Genomic DNA, 24745 nt, shown 5'->3' with positions numbered 1-24745 from the left:
CCCAGATGACAATCCAGCAGAGCGCCAAGCTGTCCTGTGCGCCGATGATGGACTGGACCGACCGGAATTGCCGCATCTTTCACCGCATGATGTCGCGGCACACGCTGCTTTACACCGAAATGGTCACGGCGCCGGCGATCATCCATGGCGACCGCGCCCGGCTGCTGGATTACGACCCGGCCGAGCATCCCGTGGCGCTGCAGATCGGCGGCTCGGACCCGGCAGAGCTGCAAGAGGCGACGCGCGTCGCCGCCGATTGGGGCTATGATGAGATCAATCTGAATGTCGGCTGCCCCAGCGATCGCGTGCAATCGGGGTGTTTTGGCGCCGTGCTGATGAAGACGCCGGATCTGGTGGCCGAATGCGTGCTGGCCATGCAGCAGGTCAGCCCGGTCGAGGTGACGGTGAAATGCCGCATCGGCGTAGACGATCAGGAGCCGTCGCAGGTCTTGCCGGAATTTCTTCAGAAGATGCAGGCGGCGGGGGTGCGTCGCCTGACGATCCACGCTCGCAAGGCTTGGCTGCAGGGGCTGAGCCCGCGCGAGAACCGGGAAGTGCCTCCACTGGATTACCCGCTGGTCCATCAGATGAAGGCGCGTTTCCCGGACCTGCATCTGTCCATCAATGGCGGGATCGACAGTCCGGATGCGGTGCAGGATCACTTGCGGGTCATGGATGGCGTGATGATCGGTCGCGCGGCCTATCACCAGCCCTGGCAGATGCTGGGACAGGCGGACCGGATCTGGGGTGCGACGCCGCCGCATCAGACGCCCGCCGATGTCGCCCTTGCCATGCGGCCGCTGATCCTGGCGCATCTGGATGCGGGCGGACGCCTGCATCAGTTCACCCGGCATATGCTTGGTCTGTTTCACGGCATGCCGGGCGCGCGCGGATGGAAGCGCACCCTGTCCGAAGGCGCGTCCAAGGGCGGGATCGAGGTCTATGACGCCGCCCTTGAACAGGTCACGCAGCTTGCGGCCTAGGCCGGTTCGCAGATCCTTTCGGCCGGGCGCGCGGCCAGCGCCGCCAGCAGATCGGCGTCCTCGCCAATCCCGGCATTGGGGGTGGTCAGCAGCGTGTCGCCATAGAAGATCGAATTTGCCCCGGCGACCAGACACAGGATCTGCGCCTCGCGGTTCAGGCTGGCGCGGCCGGCAGACAGGCGCACGGTGGATGTCGGCATGACGATGCGTGCCGTCGCCACCATCCGGACCAGTTCCAGCGGATCGATGCGCGGCTGATGCTCCAACGGCGTGCCCGCAACCGGCACCAGCGCATTGATCGGCACGCTTTCGGGATGGGGCTGCATATGTGCCAGCACCTGCAGCATCGAGGCGCGGTCACGGGTGCTTTCGCCCATGCCGATAATGCCGCCGCAGCACAGCTCGATCCCATAGGCGCGCACCGTGGCCAGCGTATCCAGCCGGTCCTGATAGGTGCGGGTGGTGATGATCTTGTCGTAGAATTCGGGGCTGGTATCCAGATTGTGGTTATAGGCGGTCAGGCCGGCCTCGGCCAGCCGCTGGGCCTGATGAGGTTTCAGCATGCCCAGCGTGACACAGGCCTCCATCCCCAGATCCCGCACGCCGCGCACCATGCGGATCACGGCGTCGAATTCGGCCCCGTCGCGAACCTGTCGCCATGCCGCGCCCATGCAAAAGCGGTCGGCCCCGGCCAATCGGGCACGCCCGGCCATGGCGATCACCTTGTTCGGGTCCATCAGCCTGTCGCGAGTCAGATCGACCTCGCGATGATGGGCGGATTGCGGGCAATAGGCGCAGTTTTCCGGGCAGCCGCCGGTCTTGATCGACAGCAGGCTGGCCTTTTGCACGCGGTCCGGATCGTGATGCGCGCGATGCGTGGCATTGGCGCGCCCGACCAGATCCAGCAGCGGCAGGTCATGCAGGGCGACGATCTGGTCCACGCTCCAGTCGTGGCGAATCTTATCGGCCATCAGTCGCGATTCCGCAGGCGGCGCCAGAGGCCGGGGGCGACGCTGCCCGCGATGGCGACAATTGCGATCTTGACCAGATCGCCCAGCAGGAAGGGGGCAAGACCCGCCGCGATCAGCTTGTCGGCCGGCGCGAACTGGGCAAGCCAGGCCAGACCGCATGCATAGACCACGGCCAGCCCGGCCAGCATCGCGATGCCGCGCCCCAGAATGCCGCGCCCACGCGCCATCCATCCGGTCAGCGCGGAGGCGATCAGGAAGCCCAGAAGATAGCCGCCCGTCGGCCCGACCATATAGGCAAGGCCGATGCCGCGTTCGGGCGTGCCCGAAAAGACCGGCAGGCCCGCAGCGCCCGCGCAAAGATAGGCCACGAAAATCGCGCTTGCCATGACCGGCCCAAGCGCGACCGCAAACGCCATCACGGCCAGCGTATGCAGGGTCATCGGCACGGGCCAGAACGGGATCTGGGTCTTGGCTGCGATGGTCATCAGAACGACGCCGCCGATCAGAATGCCCAGTTTCCGGGTGTAATCAGCTGACGTGCTTGTTGGATGGGGGATGCTGCGATCCAGCGGGCCTGTCTCCATCTGTGTCTCCATTATTATAGATAATATCGTGCTGGTTTTGCAGCATCTGACCTATGCCGATGAGTCGGGGCAAGAAAAATGAAAAAATAATAGATAATTATCTGCATTTACCAAGATCGCCCTCGCAGGACGGGACTGCGCATCTTGAGGCCGTGCGGCAGATCCTGCGCGTGCGGGCGTTCACGGCATCGACCGCAGGCCGCCGCAAAACGGGTTTACGACAGCAGGCGCAGGCAAATCTAAAAAAGGCGCAGTTTTTGCTGCGCCTTTTCACGATCTGATGAGAATGACGGCGTGATCAGCCCGTCGCGGATTTTTCCATCGCCTTCGCCTGATCCCACAGACGATCCATCTCGGCCAGATCACTGTCTTCGGGGCGGCGGCCCTCGGCGGCCAGTGCGGTTTCGATGGCTTCGAAGCGGCGGGTGAATTTGGCATTGGCACGGCGCAGCGCCTGTTCGGGGTCGATCTCAAGATGCCGCGCCAGATTGGCCATCACGAACAGAAGATCGCCGAATTCCTCTTCCAGCGCTTCCGCGCCCAGATGATCGCGCGCCTCGACCAGTTCGGCGGTTTCCTCGGTGATCTTGTCCAGCACATCGCCCGCGCCGGGCCAGTCAAAGCCGACGCGCGCGGCGCGGTTTTGCAGCTTGATCGCGCGGGTCAGGGCGGGCAGGCCCTGCGCCACGCCGTCCAGCGTGCCGCGCTCGGCCTTGCCCGCACGCTCGGCCGCCTTGATCGCCTCCCAGTCCTTGACCTGCTGGGCGGCGGATTTGTCGCGGCTTTCATCGCCGAACACATGCGGATGGCGGAAGACCAGCTTGTCGGAAATCGCTGCCGCGCAATCGGCGAAATCGAACATCCCGGCCTCATCGGCCATCTGGGCGTGGAACACCACCTGCAGCAGCAGATCGCCCAGTTCGGCGGGCAATTCATCCCAGGCCTTGCGGTCGATGGCATCCGCGACCTCATGCGCCTCTTCGATCGTATAGGGCGCGATCGAGGCGAAATCCTGTTCGATATCCCAGGGACAGCCGGTTTTCGGGTCACGCAGTTGCGCCATGATCTGGATCAGACGCGCGATTTCCGCCTGTGGGTCGCGAGATTTGGCTTCTGGCCGGGTCATAGTCATTGCATTTTCCGCAAACTCGGGTCTGATGCCCCTTCGACTGCCACAGCCTGAAAGCCAAGTCCACATGCCTGTCCTGAACCGTATTGCCGATTATGTCGATGACATGACCGCATGGCGTCGCCATCTGCACGAAAATCCCGAGCTTGGCTTCGACTGTCACCAGACCGCGGCATTCGTGGCCGAGAGGTTGCGGGAATTCGGGGTGGACGAATTGCACGAGGGGATCGGCCAGACCGGGCTTGTCGCCATTATCGAGGGGCAGGGCGCCGGACCGACCATCGGGCTGCGCGCGGATATGGATGCGCTGCCGATCCACGAGGAAACCGGGCTCGACTATGCCTCGAACGTTCCGGGGCGGATGCATGCCTGCGGCCATGACGGCCATACCTCGATGCTGCTGGGGGCGGCGAAATATCTGGCCGAGACACGGAATTTCAGCGGCCGTGTGGCGCTGATCTTTCAGCCGGCCGAGGAAGACGGCGGTGGTGGCGAGGCGATGGTGCAGGACGGGATCATGGATCGCTTTGACATCCGGCATGTCTTTGCGCTGCATAACAGCCCCGGCCAGGATGAGGGCGTGTTCCAGACCGCGCCCGGCCCGATCATGGCGGCGGTCGACACGTTCGAGATCCATATTCAGGGGCGTGGCGGTCACGGTGCGATGCCGCATCTGACAGCCGATCCGGTCGTCGCGGCGGTCGGGATCGTCAATGCCATTCAGACCATTTCCAGCCGCAATCACTATGCGATGGACGAACTGGTGCTGTCCGTGACGCAGATCCACACCGGCAGCGCGGATAATATCGTTCCCGACAGCGCCTATATCTGCGGCACCGTGCGGACGTTCGAGCCGCATGTACAGGATATGGTGCGCCGCCGGATGACGCAGATCTGCGACGGGCAGGCGGCCTCTTATGACGTCTCGGTGCGGCTGGATTATCAGACCGGCTATCCCGCCACGATCAACCATCCCGAAGAAACCGCCTTTGCGGTCCGCGTGGCCGGTGAGGTGGTCGGCGCCCATCGGGTGATCGCCGATTCCGGCCGCGAAATGGGGGCCGAGGATTTCAGCTATATGCTGGAGGCGCGTCCCGGATGCTATCTGTTCATCGGTCAGGGCGACGGGCCGGGCGTGCATCACCCTGCCTATGATTTCAACGACGAAATCCTGCCTGTCGGGGCCAGCTTCTTTGCGCGGCTGGTCGAAACCGCGCAGCCCGCGCCGGTGGCGATCGCGGCGGGCTGACCGGCGATCACGATCCCGTTTGGCCCTTGCCAAAACAATGGGCCGGGCTTTTCTTGCCAAGGGCCGATGCCGCAGATAGGTTGCGCGCCAATTCAAACCGGGTCGACATCGCGTCGGTCCGTTCCGACAGCCGAAAGGATATTGCATGTTTGCGACCCCCGCCTACGCACAGGCCGCCGGTTCCGGTGGCGCCGACTTTGCGAAGTTCATCCCGCTGATCCTGATCTTCGCGATCATGTATTTCCTGATGATCCGCCCGCAGCAAAAGCGCATGAAGCAGCATCGAGAGATGGTCGCCGCGCTGAAAAAGGGCGACCAGGTTATCACCCAGGGCGGGATCGTCGGCAAGGTTGTCGCGGTCCATGACGACCAGCTTGAGGTCGAAATCAGCCAGGGCGTGCGCGTGCGCGTCGTGCGCAGCTCGGTCTCGCAGGTGATCAACGCCGCGCCCGCGCCGGCGGCTGCCAATTCGTGATCCGACCGGAACGATAAGACGACACAGACGAAGGGCGTAAGCCAAGATGCTTCAGATTGACCGATGGAAACGCATCCTGATCGTCGGCTTGACCCTGCTGGGTCTGGCCCTGGCTGCGCCCAACCTGTTCTACAAGCGCGTCGAGCTGCATAACGATGCCGTCAAGGCGATCGAGGCCACCGGCGTCGAGACGCCCGAACTGATCGCGGATCGTGCGGGCTGGCCCAGCTGGATGCCCAGCGGGCTGGTCAATCTGGGTCTGGATCTGCGCGGCGGCGCGCATCTTCTGGGCGAGGTCCGCGTGGCCGATGTCTATAAGGCGCGGATGGATGCTTTGTGGCCCGAAGTGCGCAACGCGCTGGCGGCCGAGCGTCAGACCATCGGATCGATCCGCCGCCTGCCTGCCGAGGACGGTGTGCTGAAGCTGGAAATCGGCAATGCGGATCAGATGGCGCGCGCGGTCGAAATCGTGCGCGGCTTTTCCGATCCGATCACCACGCTTAGCGGCGCGGGTCAGCAGTCGCTGGCGATTCTTGCGGATGGCAAGACGATCACCGTGCAATTGTCAGATGCCGAAAAAGCGGCGACCGATCAGCGCACCGTGCAGCAAAGCCTTGAGATCATCCGCCGCCGCGTCGACGAAGTCGGCACGCGAGAGCCGACCATCATGCAGCAGGGTCAGGATCGCATCCTGATCCAGGTGCCGGGCATCGGTTCGGCGGATGAGTTGAAGGCGCTGATCGGCACGACCGCGAAGCTGACCTTCAACCCCGTCGTGGCCATCGGCTCTGACGCTGCCGCGCGTATCGAGCCGGGACAGGTCGTCCTGCCCTCGCAAGAGCGTGAGGGCCTGTATTACGTGCTGGAGGAAAGCCCCGTCGTCAGCGGCGAGGAACTGGTTGATGCCCTGCCCGGGACGGACCAGAACGGCCAGCCCTCGGTCGATTTCCGCTTCAACCCCTCGGGCGCGCGGAAATTCGGCGATTTCACTGCTGCCAATGTGGGTCAGCCCTTTGCCATCGTGCTGGATAATGAGGTGATCTCGGCCCCCACGATCCGCGATGCGATCCGGGGCGGTTCGGGCCAGATTTCAGGCTCGATGGGATATGACGAGGCCAACCGCCTTGCCGTCCTGCTGCGTGCGGGCGCATTGCCCGCCAAGATGGATTTTCTGGAAGAGCGCACGATCGGCCCCGAACTGGGTCAGGACAGCATCGATGCGGGGCGCCTGTCGGCGATCATCGCGACCGTTGCCGTGGTGGCCTATATGATCGCCAGCTATGGGCTGTTCGGCGTCTTCGCCTCGGTCTCGGTGATCGTCAACGTGATCCTGATTCTGGCCGCCATGTCGGTTCTGGGTGCGACCATGACCCTGCCGGGCATCGCCGGGATCGTGCTGACCGTCGGCACCGCAGTTGACGCCAACGTCATCATCTTCGAGCGCATCCGGGAAGAATTACGCGCCAAGAAAAAGGTGGTCCGCGCCATCGACGATGGCTTCAGCGAGGCGATGAGCGCCATCATCGACGCCAATGTGACCACCTTCATTGCGGCGGCCGTGATGTTCTTTCTGGGCTCTGGCCCGGTCAAGGGCTTTGCCGTCACCATGACGATCGGCCTGATCACCTCGGTCTTTACCGCCATTTTCCTGACACGCCTGATGATCATCTGGTGGCTGGAACGGCGCAAACCCAAAGAACTGATCCTTTAAGGAGGGGAACGACACATGGCATTCCGTCTTAAAATCGTCCCCGATAACACGAAGATCGATTTCTTCCGTGTGCAATGGCTGACCTTTGGCCTGTCGGCCTTTGCGATGGTGGCCTCGGTCGTGCTGATCCTGACCATGGGGCTGAATTTCGGCATCGACTTCAAGGGCGGCACGACGATCCGCACCGAAAGCACGAATGACTTCAATGTCGCCGAGTATCGCGAGGCGCTGAACGCGCTGGAACTGGGCGATGTCTCGATCACCGAGGTGTTTGATCCGACCTCGGGTGGTGACGAACATGTGGCGATGATCCGCATTGGCACGACCGAAGGCGTCGGCTCTGTCTCTCAGGAACAGCTGAACAATGTCGAGGCGGCGCTGAAGCAGGTCGATCCCGAGATCCGCTTTACCGCCGTCGATTCGGTCGGTCCGAAAGTGTCTTCTGAACTGATCAAGACCGCGCTTTACGCGGTTGGTGCGGCGACGCTGGGCATCATGGCCTATATCTGGCTGCGTTTCGAATGGCAGTTTTCGGTCGGCGCGGTGGTGGCGCTGGTCCATGACATCCTGCTGACCGTCGGCCTGTTCGCGCTGTTGCAGCTGCGCTTTGACCTGCTGACGGTCGTGGCACTGCTGACCACGCTGGGCTATTCGGTCAACGATACGGTGGTCGTTTTCGACAGGCTTCGCGAAAACCTGATCAAATACAAGACCATGCCGCTGATCGACGTCATGAACCTGACGGTGAACGAGACGCTGTCGCGCACGGTGATGACCGCCTTGACCACCGCCATCGCGCTGACCTCGATGCTGATTTTTGGCGGTGATGTGCTGCGTGATTTCATCATCGCCATGTTGTGGGGCGTGATCGTGGGCTGTTATTCCTCGGTCTATGTCGCCAAGAACATCGTGCTGTGGCTGGGCGTGAAGCGTGACTGGTCGAAGAACGGGCCTAAGGCCGATCCCTCGCCCTTCTCCAAGGCCGAGCAGCCCTGATGGCGATGAAGCCCACCGATTTCGCCGGCGCGGTTCCCGTCGATGGTTATGGGCCGGGCTTCTTCCGGGTCGGCGGCAAGGTGATCGAAGGCGCGGTCATCGTGCAGTACAGCGGCGGCCGTGCCTGGGGCGGGTTGCAGGATCGCGACGCGCTGCTGGCGCTTGGCGGTCAGGTCGATGTGCTGTTCCTGGGCATGGGCGCCGATATCGCCCATGCGCCCGCCGATCTGGTCGCGGCGCTGAAAGAGGTCGGGATCATGGTCGAGGCCATGGCCTCACCCACGGCTGCGCGCATCTATAACGTCACCCTTTCCGAAGGGCGCCGCGTCGCCTGCGCGCTGCTGCCCCTGTGAGCCTGCTGGCGGTTCACGACCTTGCCGTGGCGCGCGGCGGTCTGCGAACGGTCGAAGGCGTTTCCTTTACCCTTGATCCGGGTCAGGCGCTGATCCTGCGCGGGCCGAATGGCATCGGCAAGACAACCCTGCTGCGCTGCATCGCGGGCTTGCAGCCCGCCATCGCAGGGCGCATCGACATGGCCGAGGACGCCGTTGCCTATGCCGCCCATGCCGATGGGCTGAAATCGACGCTGACGGCGGCGGAAAACCTGCAATTCTGGGCGGCGGTCTTTGGCGGTGGCGACAGTCGCGCCGCGCTTGCCGCGATGGATCTGACGGCACTGGCGGATCGCCCGGCGGGCACGCTGTCGGCGGGGCAAAAACGTCGGCTGGGGCTGGCGCGGCTTCTGGTGACGGGGCGGCCTCTTTGGGTGCTGGATGAGCCGACGGTCTCGCTGGACGGCGCGTCGGTGGAGCGTTTCGCGCAAGTGATCGGGGATCATCTGGCGCAGGGCGGGGCGGCGCTGATGGCGACCCATATCGATCTGGGGCTGACGGGGGCAGAGGTGTTGGACCTGACGCCCTATCGCGCCCGGCCGGGGCAAAAACATCGCCCCGCCGGCTTCAACGAGGCTTTCGCATGATCGCCCTGCTGATCCGCGATCTGCGTCTGGCGACGCGGGCGGGCGGAGGCTTTGGTCTGGGCGTCGCCTTTTTCCTGATCCTCTGCACGCTGGTGCCATTCGGTGTCGGCCCCGACAGCAGCGCCCTGCGACCGATCGCGCCGGGCATCCTGTGGCTTGGCGCGCTCCTGGCCTGCCTGCTGTCGCTGGATCGCATCTTTGCGCTGGATGCCGAGGATGGCAGCCTGGACCTTCTGGCCACATCGCCGTTGCCGCTGGAGGCGGTGGTCGCGATCAAGGCCCTTGCCCATTGGATCACCACCGCGCTGCCGCTGATCGCTGCCGCGCCGCTGTTCGGGCTGTTGCTGCACCTGCCGGGACCGGCGATGCCCTGGCTGATCGCCTCGCTTCTGCTGGGCACGCCGGCGCTGTCGATGCTGGGCGCCTTCGGTGCCGCGATCACCGTGGGGCTGCGGCGGGGCGGGTTGCTGCTGTCGCTTCTGGTGCTGCCGCTGTATATCCCGACGCTGATCTTCGGGACCGAGATCATTCGCCGCGGGCAGGCCGGGGGCGATCCCGCGACCCCACTGCTGTTTCTGGCCGGGATCACTGCGGGCGTCGTCGCGCTGATCCCTTTCGCCGCTGCCGCCGCGTTGCGGATCAATCTTCGATGAGCGGTCTTGAGCCTGCCCGGTGCCAAGGCTAGGGAACGGTTATGTCGATCTGGGAATATGCCAATCCGGTCAAATTCATGCGCGCGTCCGCCGCAGTCCTGCCCTGGGCGGCGGGGGCGGCGGCCTTATGCACAGTGATCGGGCTGATCTGGGGCTTTCTGACGCCCGAGGATTACAAGCAGGGATCGACGGTCAAGATCGTCTTCCTGCATGTGCCCGCCGCGATGATGGCCATCAATATCTGGGTGATGATGCTGGTCGCCAGCCTGATCTGGCTGATCCGGCGCCACCATGTCAGCGCGCTTGCCGCCAAGGCGGCAGCGCCGGTCGGCGCGGTGATGACGCTGATCGCGCTGGCCACCGGGGCAATCTGGGGCCAGCCCATGTGGGGCAGCTGGTGGGAATGGGATCCGCGCCTGACCAGCTTTCTGATCCTGCTGCTGTTCTATATCGGCTATATGGCGCTGTGGGCCTCGGTCGAGGATCCTGACAGCGCCGCCGATCTGACCGGGGTGTTATGTCTGGTCGGCTCCGTCTTTGCGCTGCTGTCGCGCTATGCGGTGCTGTTCTGGAATCAGGGCCTGCATCAGGGCGCCAGCCTGTCGGTGGCGCCGGGCGAACGGATGAGCGCAGTCTATCGCTATCCGCTATATCTGACGATGCTGGGCTTTTTCCTTCTGTTTCTGGCGTTGGTGCTGATCCGCACCCGCACCGAGATCCGGCGCCGCCGCCTTGCGGCGCTGCAAGCGAAAGAGGTCCGGGCATGATCGACCTTGGCAAATATGCGCATACGGTGCTGGCGGCATATGGCGTGTCGCTGGTGCTGCTGGCGGCGCTGATCTGGCAGACGCTGGCCGCCAATGCCCGTGCGCGCCGCGATCTGGAACAACAGGAAGGCCGCAGGAATGGCTAGGATCTCCCCGCTGGTGGCGCTGCCGCCGGTCATTTTCGCCGGTCTTGCCGCGGTGTTCCTGTGGGGCATGGGGCGCGACAATCCCAATGATCTGCCCTCGACGATGATTGGCCGCGAGGCGCCCGCCGTGCCGCAGGGAACCCTGCCAGACAAGACGCAGCTGAGCGACGAGATGCTGCGCCAGCCGGGCGTCAAGCTGGTCAATTTCTGGGCAAGCTGGTGCCCGCCCTGCCGCGCCGAACATCCGACCTTGATGGATCTGTCCAAACGCCTGCCGGTCTATGGCGTCAATCTGAAAGACCCGCAGGCGAATGCGCTGGCCTTTCTGGCCAAGGATGGCGACCCCTATGCGGCCATCTCGGCCGATCCGCAGGGGCGCGGGGCAATCGACTGGGGTGTGACCGCGCCGCCTGAAACCTTCATCATCGACGGCGACGGCAAGGTCCTGTTCCGCTTTGCCGGGCCGCTGGTGCGCGAGGATTACACCAACCGCTTCCTGCCGCAGTTGGAAAAGGCGCTGGCGGCCGAAGACTAAGCCCGGCTTGCACCTGCCGGTTGCGCAGGTCACAGTGATCTCATTCATCTGTCAGGGAATGAGAGGGGGGTTTGAATGACACGGAAAAGCTTGCTGACCGCAGTGTTGCTGGGCGGGGTCGCGGCATGGCCTGGCTTGGCGCAAGAGGCTGCGGATGCCGTCGCACCAGAGGCCGCGACCGAGGCCGGTTCACAGGGGGCCTTTGGTGATCTGACCGATGCCGCCCGCGCCGCGCTGGCCACCAAGGCCGAGGGGAAGCCCGTCATGGGGCAGGACTGGATGGTGACGGCGGCCCATCCGCTGGCCGTGCAGGCGGGCGCCCGCGTGCTGGAAGCCGGGGGCAGCGCCGCCGATGCCATGGTGGCGGTTCAGACCGTGCTGGGTCTGGTCGAGCCGCAAAGTTCGGGTCTGGGGGGCGGTGCCTTTCTGGTCTGGTACGACGCGGCCAGCGGCCAGATGACCACGCTTGATGCGCGCGAAACCGCGCCATCGCTGGCCGGGCCGACGCTGTTTCAGAATGACGATGGCGAGCCGATGGAATTCATGGATGCCGTGATCGGAGGCCGCTCGGTCGGCACCCCGGGCACGCCCGCCTTGCTGGAGGCCGCGCAGCGCAAATGGGGCAAGGCCAACTGGGCCAGCCTGTTTGAGGATGCGATCCGGCTGGCCGAGGATGGTTTCACCGTCTCGCCCCGCCTTGCGGAACTGGTTTCCGGAGAGGCCGAGAACCTGCAGAAGGATCCCGCCACCGCCGCCTATTTCTTTCCCGAGGGCAATGCCATCGCTGCCGGTTCCATGCTGAAGAACCCGGCCTATGCGCGGACATTGCGGGCGCTGGCGCAGGACGGGGCTGACGGCTATTACAGCGGCCCCGTGGCGGCGGGGATCGTTCGGGCGGTGCAGGGTGCGGAATGGAACCCGGGCCTGCTGTCCATTGCCGATCTGGCCGCCTATCGCGTCGTAGAACGGCCCGCCGTCTGCGTCGAATATCGCGATCACGACGTTTGCGGGATGGGTCCGCCCTCGTCAGGCGGGCTGACGGTGGGGCAGATTCTGGGCATGCTGGGCGGCTATGATCTGGCCGCGCTTGGGGCGGACAGCACGGATAGCTGGCGCCTGATCGGCGATGCCTCTCGTCTGGCCTTTGCGGACCGTGGCCGCTACATGGCGGATTCCGATTTCGTGCCGATGCCCACGCAGGGGCTGATCGACCCCGCCTATCTGGCAGAGCGCGGCAAGCTGCTGTCGGGGGATGACAGCCTGCCCGAAGTCAGCGCCGGTTCGCCCGGCTGGGACCATGCGGCGCTGTGGGGACAGGACAATGCGCTGGAATTCCCCTCGACCTCGCATATCTCGATTGTCGATGCGGATGGCAATGCGCTGTCGATGACGACCACCATCGAAAACGGCTTCGGCTCGCGGGTGATGGCCGAAGGCTTTCTGCTGAACAACGAATTGACGGACTTCTCGTTCGAGACTCATGACGATGCGGGCTATCCGATTGCCAATGCCATCGCGCCGGGCAAGCGTCCGCGGTCCTCGATGTCGCCGACCATCGTGCTGAAGGATGACAAGCCGGTTCTGGTGATCGGTTCGCCCGGTGGCAGCCGCATCATCGGCTATGTCGCCAAGGCGATCATCGGGCAACTGGACTGGGGGCTGGATGTGCAGCAGGCCATCGCGCTGCCCAATATCGTGAACCGCTTCGGCCCGATGGATCTGGAAGAGGGAACCTCGGCCGCCGAGATGGGGCAGGCCCTGAGCGATCTGGGATTCGAGGTCAATCCGCGCGATCTGAATTCCGGTCTGCACGGGATCGCGATCACGCCCGAAGGGCTGGCCGGTGGTGCCGATCCCCGCCGCGAAGGCATTGCGATTGGCGGCTGATCGCTGTCGCTGAGCAAAGGAAAACGCCCCCGGCAGGACCGGGGGCGTTTGCGTTCAGAAATTCGTGGTCAGGCCCAGGGTGATCGTGCGGCCCGGTGCGTAAAGCGGATAGACCGGGGCACCATCCGCGCGCTGCGCATAGCTGCTGCGTTCGAAATACTGGCGGTCGAAGATATTATCGATGCCCAGACGAACCGCCACATTCTCATAGGATTGCGGGCGCCACTCGCCATAAAGGTTCACGACCGTGTAAGAGGGCTGATCCTCGAATTGCAGAGAGCCCGCGCGCAGCCAGTCTCCGTCCAGCCTGCCGGCCCATTCCAGCGTGCCGCCGACCCGCAGGTTATAGTCCGGGATGTCCTGATCGATGAACAGCGTGGCCATATCGCCGATCGGCATGACCGTGTCACCGATGGGCAGAACCTTGTCGCCATCCTGGGTCAGCTTGGCTTTGGTATAGCTTGCGCCGACGCGCCCCGTGCCCCAGCTGTAATTCCCCTGCATGGTGACGCCGCGGCTGCGGTAATCGTCGGCATTGCCCAGATAGGCCACGGTCGCCGGATCCGTGTCATACTGACCATCGGTGTTGTAATAGCCCAGACCCTTCAGGCGGGTGTCGAAATAGGTGATGTTGCCGTTCCAGTTGCCCTGATTGGCGTTGAAGCCGAACTTGAAATTGGTGGCTTCCGAGGGTTCGAAATCATCGGCGGTCCTGAACGATTCATCGCGCGCATGCAGCAGCCCGAATTCGCCGATATCATAGCCAAGCCAGGTCTGCGACGCGCCGGCAAAGACCTCGTACCCTTCCGCGAATTCATAGGAGAGGGTCGCGTTGGCGCTGACGCCGGTATCGCTGAGACGCTTGTTGTCCCAGTCGGTGTAACGCTGGTGATCGACGCGCACGCCCGTGGACAGGTCGATGCCATTGTCGAATTCCAGACGTGCCTGCGCAAAGGCGCCGATCTGCATGGTCTCGGCCGTCCAGACGCCGCGCCCGAAATCGCCGTAATTGTCGACGCGGTAATCGTTATAGGCCCAGTCCAGACCCGTCGTGACCGAGCCCTGATCCAGCGTGAAGGTGTTTTTCAGGATCCCGCCGATGGTTTCGGTTTCCAGATCCATATCGCCATTCACCGGACGTTCGCCCGTGGCATAGTTCGGCCGCCAATATTCGTCGCGGCTGACATAGACCAGCGCCTCGGGATCCCAGCTGGCAGTGGGCGCAACCGATGTATAGCGCAGGCTCAGCGTGTTGCGCGTGATCTTCAGCGGATAGACATCCGTGCTGTTGGCCAGATCAAGGTTCATCTTGATGACGCGGTCAGCCTCGTCCTCGCTGCGCTCATAGGCCAGTTCGACCCGGTGGCCTTCGAATTCATAGCCCAGCTTGGTCAGCAGGCCCTGGGTCGCCGGTTCGGTGCCGGGAACCTCATTGCCATCGCCATCGTCATAATTGCTGCCATCCGAGCCGTGGACCATCGCGAACCAGTCGAAGTTCTCATAGACGCCATAGCCCGCAAGACTGCCCGACCAGCCGCGACCATTATCGCCATAGGACAGGTTCAGACGACCGCCCTGCGCCTGGCCATCACGCAGCAGATCCTTGGCGCCCAGCGTTTCATAGCGCACGGCACCGGCTGCGGCGCCGAAACCGGCATCGGCGGCGGCGGCACCGGCCTCGACCTCGACCGAGCGCAGGAAGGCCGGGTCGATCACGTTCGAGCCGGTATGGTGCCAGCTGGTGATGCCCTGCGGCACACCATCGACCGAGACGGCAAGGTTCGATTGTTCCATGCCAAAGACATGGATACGCTTCGACGGGCCAGCGCCGCCGGACACCGACACAGCCGAATCGCGGGCGAACAGTTCCGACACATCCGCCGGGGCCAGTTCCTCGATATCCTCTTGCGTGATCGCGATGCCGCCAGTGGCTTCGACATTTTCCTGACCATCAGAGACCAGCGTGATGGGATCCAGCATGATGGGGTTTTCAGCACTTCCCAAAGTATCCTGCGCCATCGCAGCGGATACCAGCGCGACAGAAGAGACCCCGGCAAGCAGGACCTTATAACTCAGCGGCATAGCGATCACCTGTTGTTGATTTCCAGCGCTGCTTAGCCAGCCTGCCCGGAGTACTCAACTAAATCGCTCAGTTATTAAAAGTATTTTTGTCAGGTATGCGGCGATCCTGCCACAGGATTTGTGCGTGGTTTAAGGCGGCGGGTCAGGCAGGGCTGCGATCAGGCAGGGGCAGGGTGCAACTGTGCCGAAATCTTTGCGCAAAGCGGTGGCACGCGGCGTCGAGATATGAAAAGGGCCCCCGGCACATGTCCGGGGGCCCTGAATGTCACAGACAGGAGCGCGATCAGCTTGCCGCCAGGTTCCGCAGCACGTAATGCAGCACGCCGCCGTTCTTGAGGTATTCGATCTCGACCTCGGTATCGATGCGGGCCTTCAGCTTGATGACCTTTTCGGTGCCATCGGCATATTTGATCGTCGCATCGACGATCTGCAGCGGTTTCACGTCGCCCAGACCTTCGATGGTGACTTCCTCTTCGCCGGTCAGCTTCAGGCTCTTGCGGTTGTCGCCATCCGTGAATTCGAAGGGAATGACCCCCATGCCGATCAGGTTCGAACGGTGGATCCGTTCAAAGCTTTCCGCGATCACGGCCTTGATGCCCAGCAGGTTCGTCCCCTTGGCGGCCCAGTCACGCGAGGAACCCGCGCCATATTCGACGCCCCCGATCACGACCAGCGGCGTGCCCTGTTCCTGATAGGCCATCGACGCGTCATAGATCGAGGTTTCCTTGCCATCCGGCCCCTTGCTGTAGCCGCCTTCGACACCGTCCAGCATCTCGTTCTTGATGCGGATATTGGCGAAAGTGCCGCGCATCATGACCTCGTGGTTGCCGCGGCGCGACCCGTAGCTGTTGAAGTCACGCGGAGACACCTGACGCTCGGTCAGGTATTTGCCGGCAGGGGTGCCCGGCTTGAAAGAACCGGCCGGGCTGATGTGGTCGGTCGTGATCATGTCCCCCAGCATCGCCAGAACCCGGGCATTCTTGATGTCGTGGATTTCGCCCGCATCCTTGGACATGCCCTGGAAATAGGGCGGGTTCTGGATATAGGTCGAGCTTGCCGGCCAGTCATAGGTCTCGCTATCCGTGACCTCGACCCCGCGCCAGCGTTCGTCGCCCTTGAAGACATCGGCATATTTTTCCTGGAACATCTCGCGCGTGACGACGCTGTGCACCAGATCGGCGATTTCCTTCGAGTCGGGCCAGATATCCTTCAGATAGACGTCATTGCCATCCTTGTCCTGCCCCAGAGGATCGCGGGTCAGGTCGATATTCATGTCACCGGCGATGGCATAGGCCACGACCAGCGGCGGGCTGGCCAGGTAGTTGGCGCGAACATCGGGGCTGATCCGGCCCTCGAAGTTGCGGTTGCCCGACAGGACCGAGACCGCGATCAGATCGTTGTCGTTGATCGATTTCGAGATTTCCGGCTCCAGCGGACCCGAATTGCCGATGCAGGTGGTGCAGCCATAGCCGACCAGGTTGAAGCCAAGGGCGTCCAGATCTTCCTGCAGGCCGGCGGCCTCCAGATATTCACTGACGACCTGCGATCCGGGCGCCAGCGAGGTTTTCACCCACGGCTTGCGGTTCAGACCCAGTTCACGCGCCTTGCGGGCCAGCAGACCGGCACCGATCAGCACATAGGGGTTAGAGGTATTCGTGCAGGAGGTGATCGAGGCGATCACGATGCTGCCGTCATGCAATTCGTAATCCTGACCCTCGACCTCACCGGTCGAAAAGCCCTTGTGACGACCGCCCGGCACATAGCCCGGCTCGCGCGTGCCGCCATCGGCGTCCCAGCGGATCTCGGCGCGTTCGGATTCGTCCTTGAAGCGCTGGCCCATGACCAGTTCCCAGAAGGCCTTGGCAGATTCGTCCAGCGGGGTGTGATCCTGCGGGCGCTTGGGGCCGGAAATGGCGGGCACGACATCGCCCAGATCCAGTTCCAGCGTCGAGGAATAGACCGGCGCGTAATCGGCGTCGCGCCAGAAGCCGTTTTCCTTGGCATAGGCCTCGACCAGCGCGATGCGATCCTTGTCGCGGCCGGTCTGCTCCATATAGCGCAGCGTTTCCTGATCGATGGGGAAGAAGCCGCAGGTCGCGCCATATTCCGGTGCCATATTGGCGATGGTCGCGCGGTCGGCCAGCGGCATGTTATCCAGCCCGTCGCCATAGAATTCGACGAATTTGCTGACCACGCCATGCGCACGCAGCATGGCCACGACCTTCAGAACCAGGTCGGTGGCCGTCACGCCCTCTTTCAGCGCGCCGGTGATCTTGAAGCCTACGACTTCCGGGATCAGCATCGAGATCGGCTGACCCAGCATCGCGGCCTCGGCCTCGATGCCGCCGACGCCCCAGCCCAGAACGGCAAGGCCGTTTACCATGGTCGTGTGCGAATCGGTGCCCACCAGCGTGTCGGGATAGGCGACAGTCGCGCCATTTTGATCGGTGTCGGTCCAGACCGTCTGCGCCAGGTATTCAAGGTTCACCTGATGGCAGATGCCGGTGCCCGGCGGCACGACACGGAAGTTCTGGAACGCCTTCTGGCCCCATTTCAGGAACTGGTAACGCTCGATATTGCGCTCATATTCGCGCTCGACATTGAACTGAAACGCGCGCGGGGTGCCGAATTCGTCGATCATGACCGAATGGTCGATGACCAGATCGACCGGGTTTAGCGGGTTGATCTTCTGCGCATCGCCACCCAGGGCCACGATGCCGTCGCGCATGGCGGCCAGATCGACCACGGCGGGAACGCCGGTAAAGTCCTGCATCAGCACGCGGGCCGGGCGATAGGCGATCTCGCGCGGGTTTTTCCCATCCTTTTCAGCCCACTCGGCAAAAGCCTTAATGTCCTCTGTGCTGACGGTGCGGCCGTTATCCTCAAAGCGAAGCATGTTTTCCAGCACCACTTTCAGCGCGGCTGGCAGCTTTGAAAAATCGCCAAGGCCTGCTTCGGTGGCGGCGGCGATCGAGTAATAATCAACCGACTGATCGCCGACTTTCAATGTGCGGCGTGTCTTGGCGGTGTCTGTTCCGGTCTGAATGGGCATCAGAGCCTCCCTGTCTGCGAAATGGATGGGTCGGGCATGCGTGCCACTGCTTTGCCCCATGTGATAGGGCGGCGCAAGGCGTTACCCCAGCTTTGTATGCAATCGCATACCAAATGTCCAGATGTTGCTCAAGAGGCACGGTGTGTTACTTCACGGCCAAATTAACAAAGCGGTGATTTGTCCCATTCGGCACTGAGGCGCTATGCCAAAGGCTGCTATTATCAATGCGGAAGAACCGATCCTGATGGTATTGGAGACAGGCCCTGTGGAACGCCATATCCTGAACATGCGGCGTATCGCGATCTTGGGCGCAGCCTTCGTGCTGATGCTGTGGCAGCTTCTTGGTGCGGCGCTGGCGCAGGATGTGGCGGCCGGGCTGCCGGACGGGGCGCCGGTGATTGCCGCGCCGGATGATATGGGCCGCCTGCAGCCGGGTGCCGGGGCAGATTTCGCGCCACCGGAAACGGCAACCTATAACAGCTTCGCCCCCATCGACAGCGTCACCCCGCCGATGGAGGAATATGGTCTGGACGTGCCTTCGCTGCCCGTGGTGGTCGAGTTGTTCACCTCTCAGGGCTGTTCATCCTGCCCGCCAGCCGATGTGATGCTGTCGAATTTGTCGAACGATCCCAATATCCTGCCGCTGTCTTTTCATGTTGATTATTGGGATTATCTGGGCTGGGCCGACAGCTTTGCCCGGCCTGAATTCACCAGACGGCAGGAACTCTATGCCCGCGCCGCCGGAGAGCGGTCGCTTTATACCCCGCAACTGATCGTGGACGGGCAGGAAACAGCCATCGCCCCGGGGCCGACGCAATTGATGGGGCTGATCGAATCCAGCCGCTATTCCCCCACCCGCGTCAGCGTCCAGCGCGAAAGCACCGCCGATGGCGAGGTGATCGAGCTGTTGCCGCTGTCCGAGCTGGGCGGCGGTATCAATATCCTGCTGGTGCGCTACCTGCCCGAACGGCAGGTCGAGGTGAAGGCCGGCGAAAATCGTGGCAAGGTGGTGACTTATACCAATATCGTCATCGATCTGGACCAGCTTGCCGAATGGGACGGCAAGGCGCCCTTGCGGATGACGGTGCGGCCCGATGGCTCGGCGGATGAATCCGTGCCTGTCGATACCAAGCATGCGCTTCTGGTGCAGAAAGAAAATGGCGGCGCGCATAATCCCGGACCGATCCTGGCAGCCATCCGTCTGGACTAAGTCTTTCCCCCCCCCGGTCGCGTGTTTTCTTGCAAAATGGGCCATTAGGCATCACATAGCGGTCTGACCTCACAAGGATGGGACAAGGCAATGAAAGAACCGAAACCCTGGGTCAGGCCCGCGCTGGAATACGGTCCGCTCTTGTTTTTCTTTGCCGTCTTCCTGTTGAAACGCGGTGAGACGGTCCAGCTTTGGGGGCAGGAATACGAGGCGCTTGTCTTTGCCACATTGCTGTTCATTCCGGTTCTGGCGCTGGCGACCCTTCTGCAATGGCGCCTGACAGGCAAGCTGTCGGCGATGCAGGTCGTCACGCTGGTACTGGTCGTGGTCTTTGGCGGCATGTCCGTCTGGCTGAACGATCCGCGCTTTTTCAAGATGAAGCCGACAGTCATCTATCTGCTCTTCGCGGGGATCCTGGGATACAGCCTTCTGGCGGGCAAGCACTGGCTGCGTCTTGCCCTGTCCGAGGCCGTGTCCATGGATGAGGCCGGCTGGCGCAAGCTGACCTTGCGCATGACGCTGATGTTTCTGGCGCTGGCGCTGGCCAATGAGGTGGTTTGGCGCAGCATGTCGGAAACCACCTGGGTTTATTTCAAGACATTCGGGCTGCCGCTGCTGCTGATCGTGTTCCTGCTTGGCAATGCATCGCTGTTTCGCGATCACGCGCTGGACGGGGATGGCGGTGGGACCGACGGCTCTGCCTGAGGCGCGATGCCCGCGTCAGTGACGGCGGGTTCTTGCGGGTCGGCTATTGGGCGATCCGCAGGCCGAACAGGCCATAGCGGCGAAACACCCTTGCGCCTTCCGCAATGCTGCGCAGGGCTGACAGATTGTCGTCATGGATCAGGGCGTGGATCGCGGTCTGAAACCCGTTTCTGGCGGCGATCACATGAAATTCACGCCATAGATAGCGGCCCGCGCCCTTGGTCATGCTGGCATAGGTTTTCAGGATCACCGATTTCGGGGTCTGGGCTTCGGAATAATTCGGGATGCCGAACAGGAAACCCGTCAACTCGCCGTCGGGCTTGCGGGCAAACAGCACCAGCTCTTTCCGGATCAGCGGCACCAGGGGCATATACATCGACATGAAGGCATTGCGCGAGATCGTCTTGTAGAACGGATTTTCGGCAAAGGCGTTCACCGACAGGTCGTAAACCTGACCGAACATCCCCTCGGGATCCTTGCCGTCCCAGACCTCGACCTTGAATTCGCTGCTTGGCATCGGCCTTTGCGTGCTTTCCGGCGTCAATGGCACGCGGGCGGAAAAATAGCTGCCGATCTGGCGAAACCCGGCCTTCATGAAGACCTCAAGCTCATGGGCCTGATTGTTCGGCTCCATCAGAAAGGGCGGGCTGCCATCCGTATCGGTGATGAAGCGATAGCTGTGCCAGCTGTCGCCCTCCATCGGGCCGATCAGTTGCTCGACACCCTGCTGCCGCGCAAAGCCGATGGCCTTGGACAGGACTTCCTGTCCCGATCTGGCATTGCGACTGCGAAAACCGCCAAGCGTGGCCGTTGGCTGGCCATTCCATAACGGTCCATCGAGGAAGACCGTAATGGCCGCTTGATCAGTCTTGAAACTTTCCTGTCTCATTCCGACAGCCTAGAAATCCGAGTTGAGTGTACATATTACTTTACCGGCACTGGAGGCCAGAGGGAAGTGCCCATTGAATCAGTCCTGTGGACAGGTGGGGCGCCATTCGCTCTGACTGCGGATCCGGGGTCAGCTGTCGTCCAGTTCGGGTTTGACACGCTCCCACGCCAGTTGCAGGTGCTGGGCAAGGATCGCGGCCAGCCGGTCGGCATCGCGTGCCTCCAGGGCGGCGATCATTTCCTCATGTTCGGCCACGGCGCCCGCCCATTTCTCGGGGCCTTCATGGCCGATGAAGCGGATGCGCTTCACCCGCGTCTGCAGCAGCGTATGCACATCGGACAGGGCGGCATTGTCGGCCAGCGCGACTATCCCGGAATGGATCGCCTGATTCAGCTTGTAATAGGCCAGGCGGTCGGCGCGCCGGTAGCATTCGATCATTTCGTCATGCAATTCGCGGATTTCCGAGATTTCATGCGTCGTCGCCACCTCGCAGGCGCGCCGGGCGGCATGCTGTTCCAGCGTGCTGATCACATCCAGCATGTCCGAGGTTTCCTTGGCGCTGAATTTCTTGACCAGCGCGCCACGGGCCGGGACCAGTTCGACCAGCCCCTCGCTGGCCAGAAACTTGATCGCTTCGCGCAAGGGCGTGCGGGACACGCCAAGCTGCGCGCCAACCTGTCCTTCATTGATCCGGGATCCTGGCGGCAGGTGGCCCTCGATGATCATATCGCGCAAACGGTTCAGAATCGCATCATGCAAAGACTGTCGTTCGATCTTGACCGCCATCCCGGGCGTATCGGCAAGTTCGGATTTGGGGTCGACCACCGGTGCCTCCTTAACTTTCTTCATATACGCGTCAGGCGCGGCGGAAGTTCAAGCCTCACGTGCGTGAAATTCTGTATGCAGAATTCTTGATACAGTAATAGCATCATGCTAGGGAAAGATCGAGAGCGGGATTCGAGCCAGCTTCGAATGTTGCGAAAAGGCCGCTGCGCTTGATGGGGGAGGATCGCGTGACACGCCGATGGAATGCCGAAACCTGGCCGATTGCGGCCGCGATGATCCCGTTTCCGGGCAGGCTGCCAGATGGCCGTCTGGTGCAGGATGCGGGGCCCGAGGTCTGGGCGCGCGATCTGACCGATGTGGCCGATGCGGGTTTCGACGCCGTCGATCCGACCGATTCCTGGCTGCGTGTCGCAGATCTGGATCCGGCGCAACGGGCCGATTTCATTGCGATCTGCGGTGATCTGGGCCTGTCGGTCCCGGCGATCTCGACATCGCGCCGCAGCGTGATCGACCCGCAACATGGCGCCGAATATCTGGCCTATGGGCACCGCGTTCTGGATGTCGCCGCAGAGATGGGCGTGGGCCATGTCAGCTTCGGCTTCTTCGGTCCGCTGACGCCGGAACAGATGGCGCGGCTGTGGTTCTGGACCACCGAGGGCGTCAAGAACCCCTCGGACCCTGACACCTACCGGCTGGCCATCGCGCGGACGCGCGAACTGGGCGACCATGCAGAGCGGCTGGGCATCCGCATCTCGCTTGAGATGTATGAGGATACCTATATCGGCACGGCCCGGGATGCGGTGCGCTTCATGCAGGATCTGGACCATCCGGCGCTGCGGCTGAACATGGATATCGGCAACCTGATCCGCCTGCACCGCCCGGTCGAGCCCTGGGCCGAGATGATCGAGCTTTGCGCCCCCTATGCGGGCTATTGGCATGTCAAGAATTACTACCGGATGGAAGATCCTTCCAGCGGTCAGATCCTGACCCATCCGGCCCCGCTGCTGGGCGGGACGATCAACTATCGCGCGGCGATCCGCCGGGTGCTGGAACTGGGCTTCGACAGCCCGTTTCTGGTCGAACATTATGGCGGCGACGGGCTGGGCGTCTGCGCCCGCAACCGCGACTATATCCGAGGTATCCTTGCGGGAAGGACGGTTCTGAATGACTAGGGTTTTCGATCAGCCGGAAGATTTCGCGGCCACGGCATTGGCGGGCTTTTGCGCGGCATATGCGGATCGCGTCGCGCCGGTGCCGCACGGGGCCTTGCGCGCCGTTCCGGGCGCCGCTGGCAAGGTGGCGCTGGTTGTCGGCGGCGGTTCGGGACATTACCCGGCCTTTCTGGGCTATGTCGGTGCGGGTCTTGCCGATGCGGCGGTGGCAGGGGATGTCTTTGCCTCGCCATCCACCAGCGCGGTGGCCTCGGTGGCGCGGGCCGCCGATTGCGGTGGCGGGGTGATCCTTGGCTTCGGGAATTATGCGGGCGATGTGCTGAATTTCGGCGCGGCGGCCCAGCGGCTGCGGGCCGAGGGGATCGACACGCGCATATTGGCCGTGACCGATGATGTCGCCAGCGCCGACAGGTCCGAAACCGAAAAGCGCCGTGGTGTCGCGGGCGATCTGCTGGTCTTCAAGATCGCGGGTGCCGCGGCCGAGGCGGGCATGGATCTGGACGCGGTCGAGGCCGTCGCCCGCCGTGCCAATGCGAACACGCGGTCCTTCGGCGTGGCCTTTGACGGCTGTACCTTGCCGGGGCAGGGCGCGCCGCTGTTCACCGTCGATCCCGGCCATATCGGCGTCGGTCTGGGCATCCATGGTGAGCCGGGGATCCGCAGCGAAAAGATGGTTCCCGCTGCCGATCTGGCCCGGATGCTGTTCGAGCCGCTTATGGCCGAGCGTCCGGAGGGGCATGATGGCCGTGTGGCCGTGGTGCTGAACGGTCTGGGCTGCACCAAATATGAAGAACTTTTCGTGCTGTGGCATCACCTGACTGGGTTGTGTCAGCAGGCCGGGCTGCAGCTGATCCAGCCCGAGGTCGGCGAATTCGTGACCAGCCTTGATATGGCGGGCTGTTCGCTGTCGGTGATGTGGCTGGATGACGAGCTGGAGGCGCTGTGGCGCGCCCCGGCTGACAGTCCTGCCTTCCGCAAGGGCGTCCTGACGCCAGCCCCCGCCGGCGCGCCGGTCAGGCGGGTCACGGCCGAGGCGCCGCAGGCGCAGATCGCCAAGGGCTCTGCCGCCTCGCAGCAAAGCGCGGCCTGCCTGTCCCTGATTCTGGATCGCGTGGCCGAGGCCCTGGCCGATGCGGAAGAGGAATTGGGCCGGATCGACGCACAGGCCGGGGATGGTGATCATGGACAGGGCATGGCGCGCGGCTCATCCGCCGCTGCCGCCGAAGCCCGGCGTCTTGCACAGGCCGGGGCAGGGGCGGGCACGGTTCTGTCCATGGCGGGTGACGCATGGGCGGATCGGGCCGGGGGAACCTCGGGCGCGCTGTGGGGCGTCGCGCTGCGGGCCTGGGGCCAGCATCTGACCGATCAGACGGCCCCCGATGCCGATATGGTCGCGACAGGCGCGCAGGCGGCATACGACGCGGTCGTGGCTCTGGGCGGTGCGGCACCCGGCGACAAGACATTGATTGACGCCTTCGCGCCCTTCGTGGCGCGGTTGCGGGAAGGGGTTTCCGCAGGTGCCGATCTTCCCACCGCCTGGACCGCCGCCGCGCAAAGCGCGACCGAGGCGGCGCAGGCGACCGCCGAGCTGTTGCCAAAGCTGGGTCGCGCCCGTCCGCTGGCCGAGCGGAGCCTGGGACATCCGGACGCCGGTGCCGTGTCGCTGGCGCTATGCGCGCGGGTTGTCGGCGCCGAGCTTTCGCGCGGATAGACCGCGCCCTGCCATCGCCTGTCGCGCAGATCGCGGCGGGCATCCTCTTGCCGCCGCATCTCAGCACGGATCT

General features: G+C 63.3%; 24 protein-coding genes. 17 read left to right on the top strand and 7 right to left on the bottom strand.

Annotated elements, in window-relative coordinates; all coding sequences use genetic code 11:
* Nucleotides 1-5 precede the first annotated feature (5 nt).
* Nucleotides 6-983: a tRNA dihydrouridine(20/20a) synthase DusA gene (gene dusA / locus JHX87_RS07350; protein ID WP_271886089.1), complete on the top strand. Its 978-nt coding sequence runs from the start codon at nucleotides 6-8 to the stop codon at nucleotides 981-983.
* On the opposite strand, the gene bioB is transcribed toward dusA, so the two are convergent.
* Both bioB and JHX87_RS07340 read right to left on the bottom strand, forming a co-directional pair.
* Nucleotides 980-1954: a biotin synthase BioB gene (gene bioB / locus JHX87_RS07345; RefSeq protein WP_271886029.1), complete on the bottom strand. Its 975-nt coding sequence runs from the start codon at nucleotides 1952-1954 to the stop codon at nucleotides 980-982. The genes dusA and bioB overlap by 4 nt on opposite strands.
* Nucleotides 1954-2538, bottom strand: coding sequence for a biotin transporter BioY (locus tag JHX87_RS07340; protein WP_271886030.1), 585 nt, complete (start codon nucleotides 2536-2538; stop codon nucleotides 1954-1956). The genes bioB and JHX87_RS07340 overlap by 1 nt, the downstream gene beginning before the upstream one ends.
* A gap of 59 nt (nucleotides 2539-2597) precedes the next feature.
* On the opposite strand from JHX87_RS07340, the gene JHX87_RS07335 reads away from it, so the two are divergent.
* Nucleotides 2598-2819: a hypothetical protein gene (locus JHX87_RS07335; RefSeq protein ID WP_272833897.1), complete on the top strand. Its 222-nt coding sequence runs from the start codon at nucleotides 2598-2600 to the stop codon at nucleotides 2817-2819.
* Between the two features lie 17 nt (nucleotides 2820-2836).
* On the opposite strand, the gene mazG is transcribed toward JHX87_RS07335, so the two are convergent.
* Entirely contained in the window at nucleotides 2837-3670 is an 834-nt protein-coding gene (mazG, locus tag JHX87_RS07330; RefSeq protein WP_271886034.1) for a nucleoside triphosphate pyrophosphohydrolase, read from the bottom strand.
* A gap of 64 nt (nucleotides 3671-3734) precedes the next feature.
* Between mazG and JHX87_RS07325 the strand changes: the two genes are divergently transcribed.
* From JHX87_RS07325 to ggt, 11 genes are all read left to right on the top strand, one after another.
* Entirely contained in the window at nucleotides 3735-4916 is a 1182-nt protein-coding gene (locus JHX87_RS07325; protein WP_271886036.1) for a M20 aminoacylase family protein, read from the top strand.
* 145 nt (nucleotides 4917-5061) lie between these two features.
* Nucleotides 5062-5391 (top strand): preprotein translocase subunit YajC, encoded by a 330-nt coding sequence (gene yajC, locus JHX87_RS07320; protein ID WP_271886038.1) that lies wholly within the window; start codon nucleotides 5062-5064, stop codon nucleotides 5389-5391.
* Between the two features lie 46 nt (nucleotides 5392-5437).
* Nucleotides 5438-7102 (top strand): protein translocase subunit SecD, encoded by a 1665-nt coding sequence (gene secD / locus JHX87_RS07315; RefSeq protein ID WP_271886040.1) that lies wholly within the window; start codon nucleotides 5438-5440, stop codon nucleotides 7100-7102.
* Nucleotides 7103-7117: 15 nt separating this feature from the next.
* Nucleotides 7118-8098, top strand: coding sequence for a protein translocase subunit SecF (gene secF / locus JHX87_RS07310; RefSeq protein ID WP_271886042.1), 981 nt, complete (start codon nucleotides 7118-7120; stop codon nucleotides 8096-8098).
* On the top strand, nucleotides 8098-8451 hold the full coding sequence (locus JHX87_RS07305) for an Mth938-like domain-containing protein (protein ID WP_271886044.1): 354 nt from the start codon (nucleotides 8098-8100) through the stop codon (nucleotides 8449-8451). Before secF ends, JHX87_RS07305 begins: the two co-directional genes overlap by 1 nt.
* Nucleotides 8448-9077, top strand: coding sequence for a heme ABC exporter ATP-binding protein CcmA (ccmA, locus tag JHX87_RS07300; protein ID WP_271886046.1), 630 nt, complete (start codon nucleotides 8448-8450; stop codon nucleotides 9075-9077). Before JHX87_RS07305 ends, ccmA begins: the two co-directional genes overlap by 4 nt.
* A complete protein-coding gene (ccmB, locus tag JHX87_RS07295) occupies nucleotides 9074-9730 on the top strand; it encodes a heme exporter protein CcmB (protein ID WP_271886048.1) in 657 nt (218 codons plus the stop codon). Before ccmA ends, ccmB begins: the two co-directional genes overlap by 4 nt.
* 41 nt (nucleotides 9731-9771) lie before the next feature.
* A complete protein-coding gene (ccmC, locus tag JHX87_RS07290) occupies nucleotides 9772-10497 on the top strand; it encodes a heme ABC transporter permease CcmC (protein WP_271886050.1) in 726 nt (241 codons plus the stop codon).
* Nucleotides 10494-10643: a heme exporter protein CcmD gene (gene ccmD, locus JHX87_RS07285; protein WP_271886051.1), complete on the top strand. Its 150-nt coding sequence runs from the start codon at nucleotides 10494-10496 to the stop codon at nucleotides 10641-10643. Before ccmC ends, ccmD begins: the two co-directional genes overlap by 4 nt.
* Nucleotides 10636-11178: a DsbE family thiol:disulfide interchange protein gene (locus JHX87_RS07280; protein ID WP_271886053.1), complete on the top strand. Its 543-nt coding sequence runs from the start codon at nucleotides 10636-10638 to the stop codon at nucleotides 11176-11178. Before ccmD ends, JHX87_RS07280 begins: the two co-directional genes overlap by 8 nt.
* A gap of 75 nt (nucleotides 11179-11253) precedes the next feature.
* A complete protein-coding gene (gene ggt, locus JHX87_RS07275; RefSeq protein ID WP_271886055.1) occupies nucleotides 11254-13065 on the top strand; it encodes a gamma-glutamyltransferase in 1812 nt (603 codons plus the stop codon).
* A gap of 54 nt (nucleotides 13066-13119) precedes the next feature.
* On the opposite strand, the gene JHX87_RS07270 is transcribed toward ggt, so the two are convergent.
* Together JHX87_RS07270 and acnA are read right to left on the bottom strand one after the other, a co-directional pair.
* On the bottom strand, nucleotides 13120-15147 hold the full coding sequence (locus JHX87_RS07270) for a TonB-dependent receptor domain-containing protein (protein WP_271886057.1): 2028 nt from the start codon (nucleotides 15145-15147) through the stop codon (nucleotides 13120-13122).
* Nucleotides 15148-15430: 283 nt separating this feature from the next.
* Complete coding sequence (gene acnA, locus JHX87_RS07265) at nucleotides 15431-18199, bottom strand: aconitate hydratase AcnA (protein ID WP_271886059.1); 2769 nt, start codon at nucleotides 18197-18199, stop codon at nucleotides 15431-15433.
* Nucleotides 18200-18443: 244 nt separating this feature from the next.
* On the opposite strand from acnA, the gene JHX87_RS07260 reads away from it, so the two are divergent.
* Nucleotides 18444-19409 (top strand): DUF1223 domain-containing protein, encoded by a 966-nt coding sequence (locus JHX87_RS07260; RefSeq protein ID WP_271886061.1) that lies wholly within the window; start codon nucleotides 18444-18446, stop codon nucleotides 19407-19409.
* A 90-nt stretch (nucleotides 19410-19499) separates the two neighbouring features.
* Nucleotides 19500-20114 (top strand): inner membrane-spanning protein YciB, encoded by a 615-nt coding sequence (locus tag JHX87_RS07255; protein ID WP_271886063.1) that lies wholly within the window; start codon nucleotides 19500-19502, stop codon nucleotides 20112-20114.
* Nucleotides 20115-20157: 43 nt separating this feature from the next.
* On the opposite strand, the gene JHX87_RS07250 is transcribed toward JHX87_RS07255, so the two are convergent.
* Both JHX87_RS07250 and JHX87_RS07245 read right to left on the bottom strand, forming a co-directional pair.
* On the bottom strand, nucleotides 20158-21003 hold the full coding sequence (locus JHX87_RS07250) for a hypothetical protein (RefSeq protein WP_271886065.1): 846 nt from the start codon (nucleotides 21001-21003) through the stop codon (nucleotides 20158-20160).
* A gap of 129 nt (nucleotides 21004-21132) precedes the next feature.
* Complete coding sequence (locus JHX87_RS07245) at nucleotides 21133-21852, bottom strand: GntR family transcriptional regulator (RefSeq protein WP_272833894.1); 720 nt, start codon at nucleotides 21850-21852, stop codon at nucleotides 21133-21135.
* 164 nt (nucleotides 21853-22016) lie between these two features.
* On the opposite strand from JHX87_RS07245, the gene JHX87_RS07240 reads away from it, so the two are divergent.
* Both JHX87_RS07240 and JHX87_RS07235 read left to right on the top strand, forming a co-directional pair.
* Nucleotides 22017-22961 (top strand): sugar phosphate isomerase/epimerase family protein, encoded by a 945-nt coding sequence (locus JHX87_RS07240; RefSeq protein WP_271886069.1) that lies wholly within the window; start codon nucleotides 22017-22019, stop codon nucleotides 22959-22961.
* On the top strand, nucleotides 22954-24672 hold the full coding sequence (locus JHX87_RS07235) for a dihydroxyacetone kinase family protein (protein ID WP_271886071.1): 1719 nt from the start codon (nucleotides 22954-22956) through the stop codon (nucleotides 24670-24672). Before JHX87_RS07240 ends, JHX87_RS07235 begins: the two co-directional genes overlap by 8 nt.
* The last annotated feature ends 73 nt before the right edge of the window (nucleotides 24673-24745 follow it).

This window comes from Paracoccus fistulariae (genome assembly GCF_028553785.1).
Classification (GTDB): Bacteria; Pseudomonadota; Alphaproteobacteria; order Rhodobacterales; family Rhodobacteraceae; genus Paracoccus; species Paracoccus fistulariae.
This window is presented reverse-complemented; position numbering and strand designations above follow the sequence as displayed.

Bases quoted from the DNA above. Each gene is read 5' to 3' on its own strand.
- dusA (WP_271886089.1), top strand. From the start codon at position 6: ATGACAATCCAGCAGAGCGCCAAGCTGTCCTGTGCGCCGATGATGGAC.
- bioB (WP_271886029.1), bottom strand. From the start codon at position 1,954: ATGGCCGATAAGATTCGCCACGACTGGAGCGTGGACCAGATCGTCGCC.
- JHX87_RS07340 (WP_271886030.1), bottom strand. From the start codon at position 2,538: ATGGAGACAGGCCCGCTGGATCGCAGCATCCCCCATCCAACAAGCACG.
- JHX87_RS07335 (WP_272833897.1), top strand. From the start codon at position 2,598: ATGAGTCGGGGCAAGAAAAATGAAAAAATAATAGATAATTATCTGCAT.
- mazG (WP_271886034.1), bottom strand. From the start codon at position 3,670: ATGACTATGACCCGGCCAGAAGCCAAATCTCGCGACCCACAGGCGGAA.
- JHX87_RS07325 (WP_271886036.1), top strand. From the start codon at position 3,735: ATGCCTGTCCTGAACCGTATTGCCGATTATGTCGATGACATGACCGCA.
- yajC (WP_271886038.1), top strand. From the start codon at position 5,062: ATGTTTGCGACCCCCGCCTACGCACAGGCCGCCGGTTCCGGTGGCGCC.
- secD (WP_271886040.1), top strand. From the start codon at position 5,438: ATGCTTCAGATTGACCGATGGAAACGCATCCTGATCGTCGGCTTGACC.
- secF (WP_271886042.1), top strand. From the start codon at position 7,118: ATGGCATTCCGTCTTAAAATCGTCCCCGATAACACGAAGATCGATTTC.
- JHX87_RS07305 (WP_271886044.1), top strand. From the start codon at position 8,098: ATGGCGATGAAGCCCACCGATTTCGCCGGCGCGGTTCCCGTCGATGGT.
- ccmB (WP_271886048.1), top strand. From the start codon at position 9,074: ATGATCGCCCTGCTGATCCGCGATCTGCGTCTGGCGACGCGGGCGGGC.
- ccmC (WP_271886050.1), top strand. From the start codon at position 9,772: ATGTCGATCTGGGAATATGCCAATCCGGTCAAATTCATGCGCGCGTCC.
- ccmD (WP_271886051.1), top strand. From the start codon at position 10,494: ATGATCGACCTTGGCAAATATGCGCATACGGTGCTGGCGGCATATGGC.
- JHX87_RS07280 (WP_271886053.1), top strand. From the start codon at position 10,636: ATGGCTAGGATCTCCCCGCTGGTGGCGCTGCCGCCGGTCATTTTCGCC.
- ggt (WP_271886055.1), top strand. From the start codon at position 11,254: ATGACACGGAAAAGCTTGCTGACCGCAGTGTTGCTGGGCGGGGTCGCG.
- JHX87_RS07270 (WP_271886057.1), bottom strand. From the start codon at position 15,147: ATGCCGCTGAGTTATAAGGTCCTGCTTGCCGGGGTCTCTTCTGTCGCG.
- acnA (WP_271886059.1), bottom strand. From the start codon at position 18,199: ATGCCCATTCAGACCGGAACAGACACCGCCAAGACACGCCGCACATTG.
- JHX87_RS07260 (WP_271886061.1), top strand. From the start codon at position 18,444: ATGGTATTGGAGACAGGCCCTGTGGAACGCCATATCCTGAACATGCGG.
- JHX87_RS07255 (WP_271886063.1), top strand. From the start codon at position 19,500: ATGAAAGAACCGAAACCCTGGGTCAGGCCCGCGCTGGAATACGGTCCG.
- JHX87_RS07250 (WP_271886065.1), bottom strand. From the start codon at position 21,003: ATGAGACAGGAAAGTTTCAAGACTGATCAAGCGGCCATTACGGTCTTC.
- JHX87_RS07245 (WP_272833894.1), bottom strand. From the start codon at position 21,852: ATGAAGAAAGTTAAGGAGGCACCGGTGGTCGACCCCAAATCCGAACTT.
- JHX87_RS07235 (WP_271886071.1), top strand. From the start codon at position 22,954: ATGACTAGGGTTTTCGATCAGCCGGAAGATTTCGCGGCCACGGCATTG.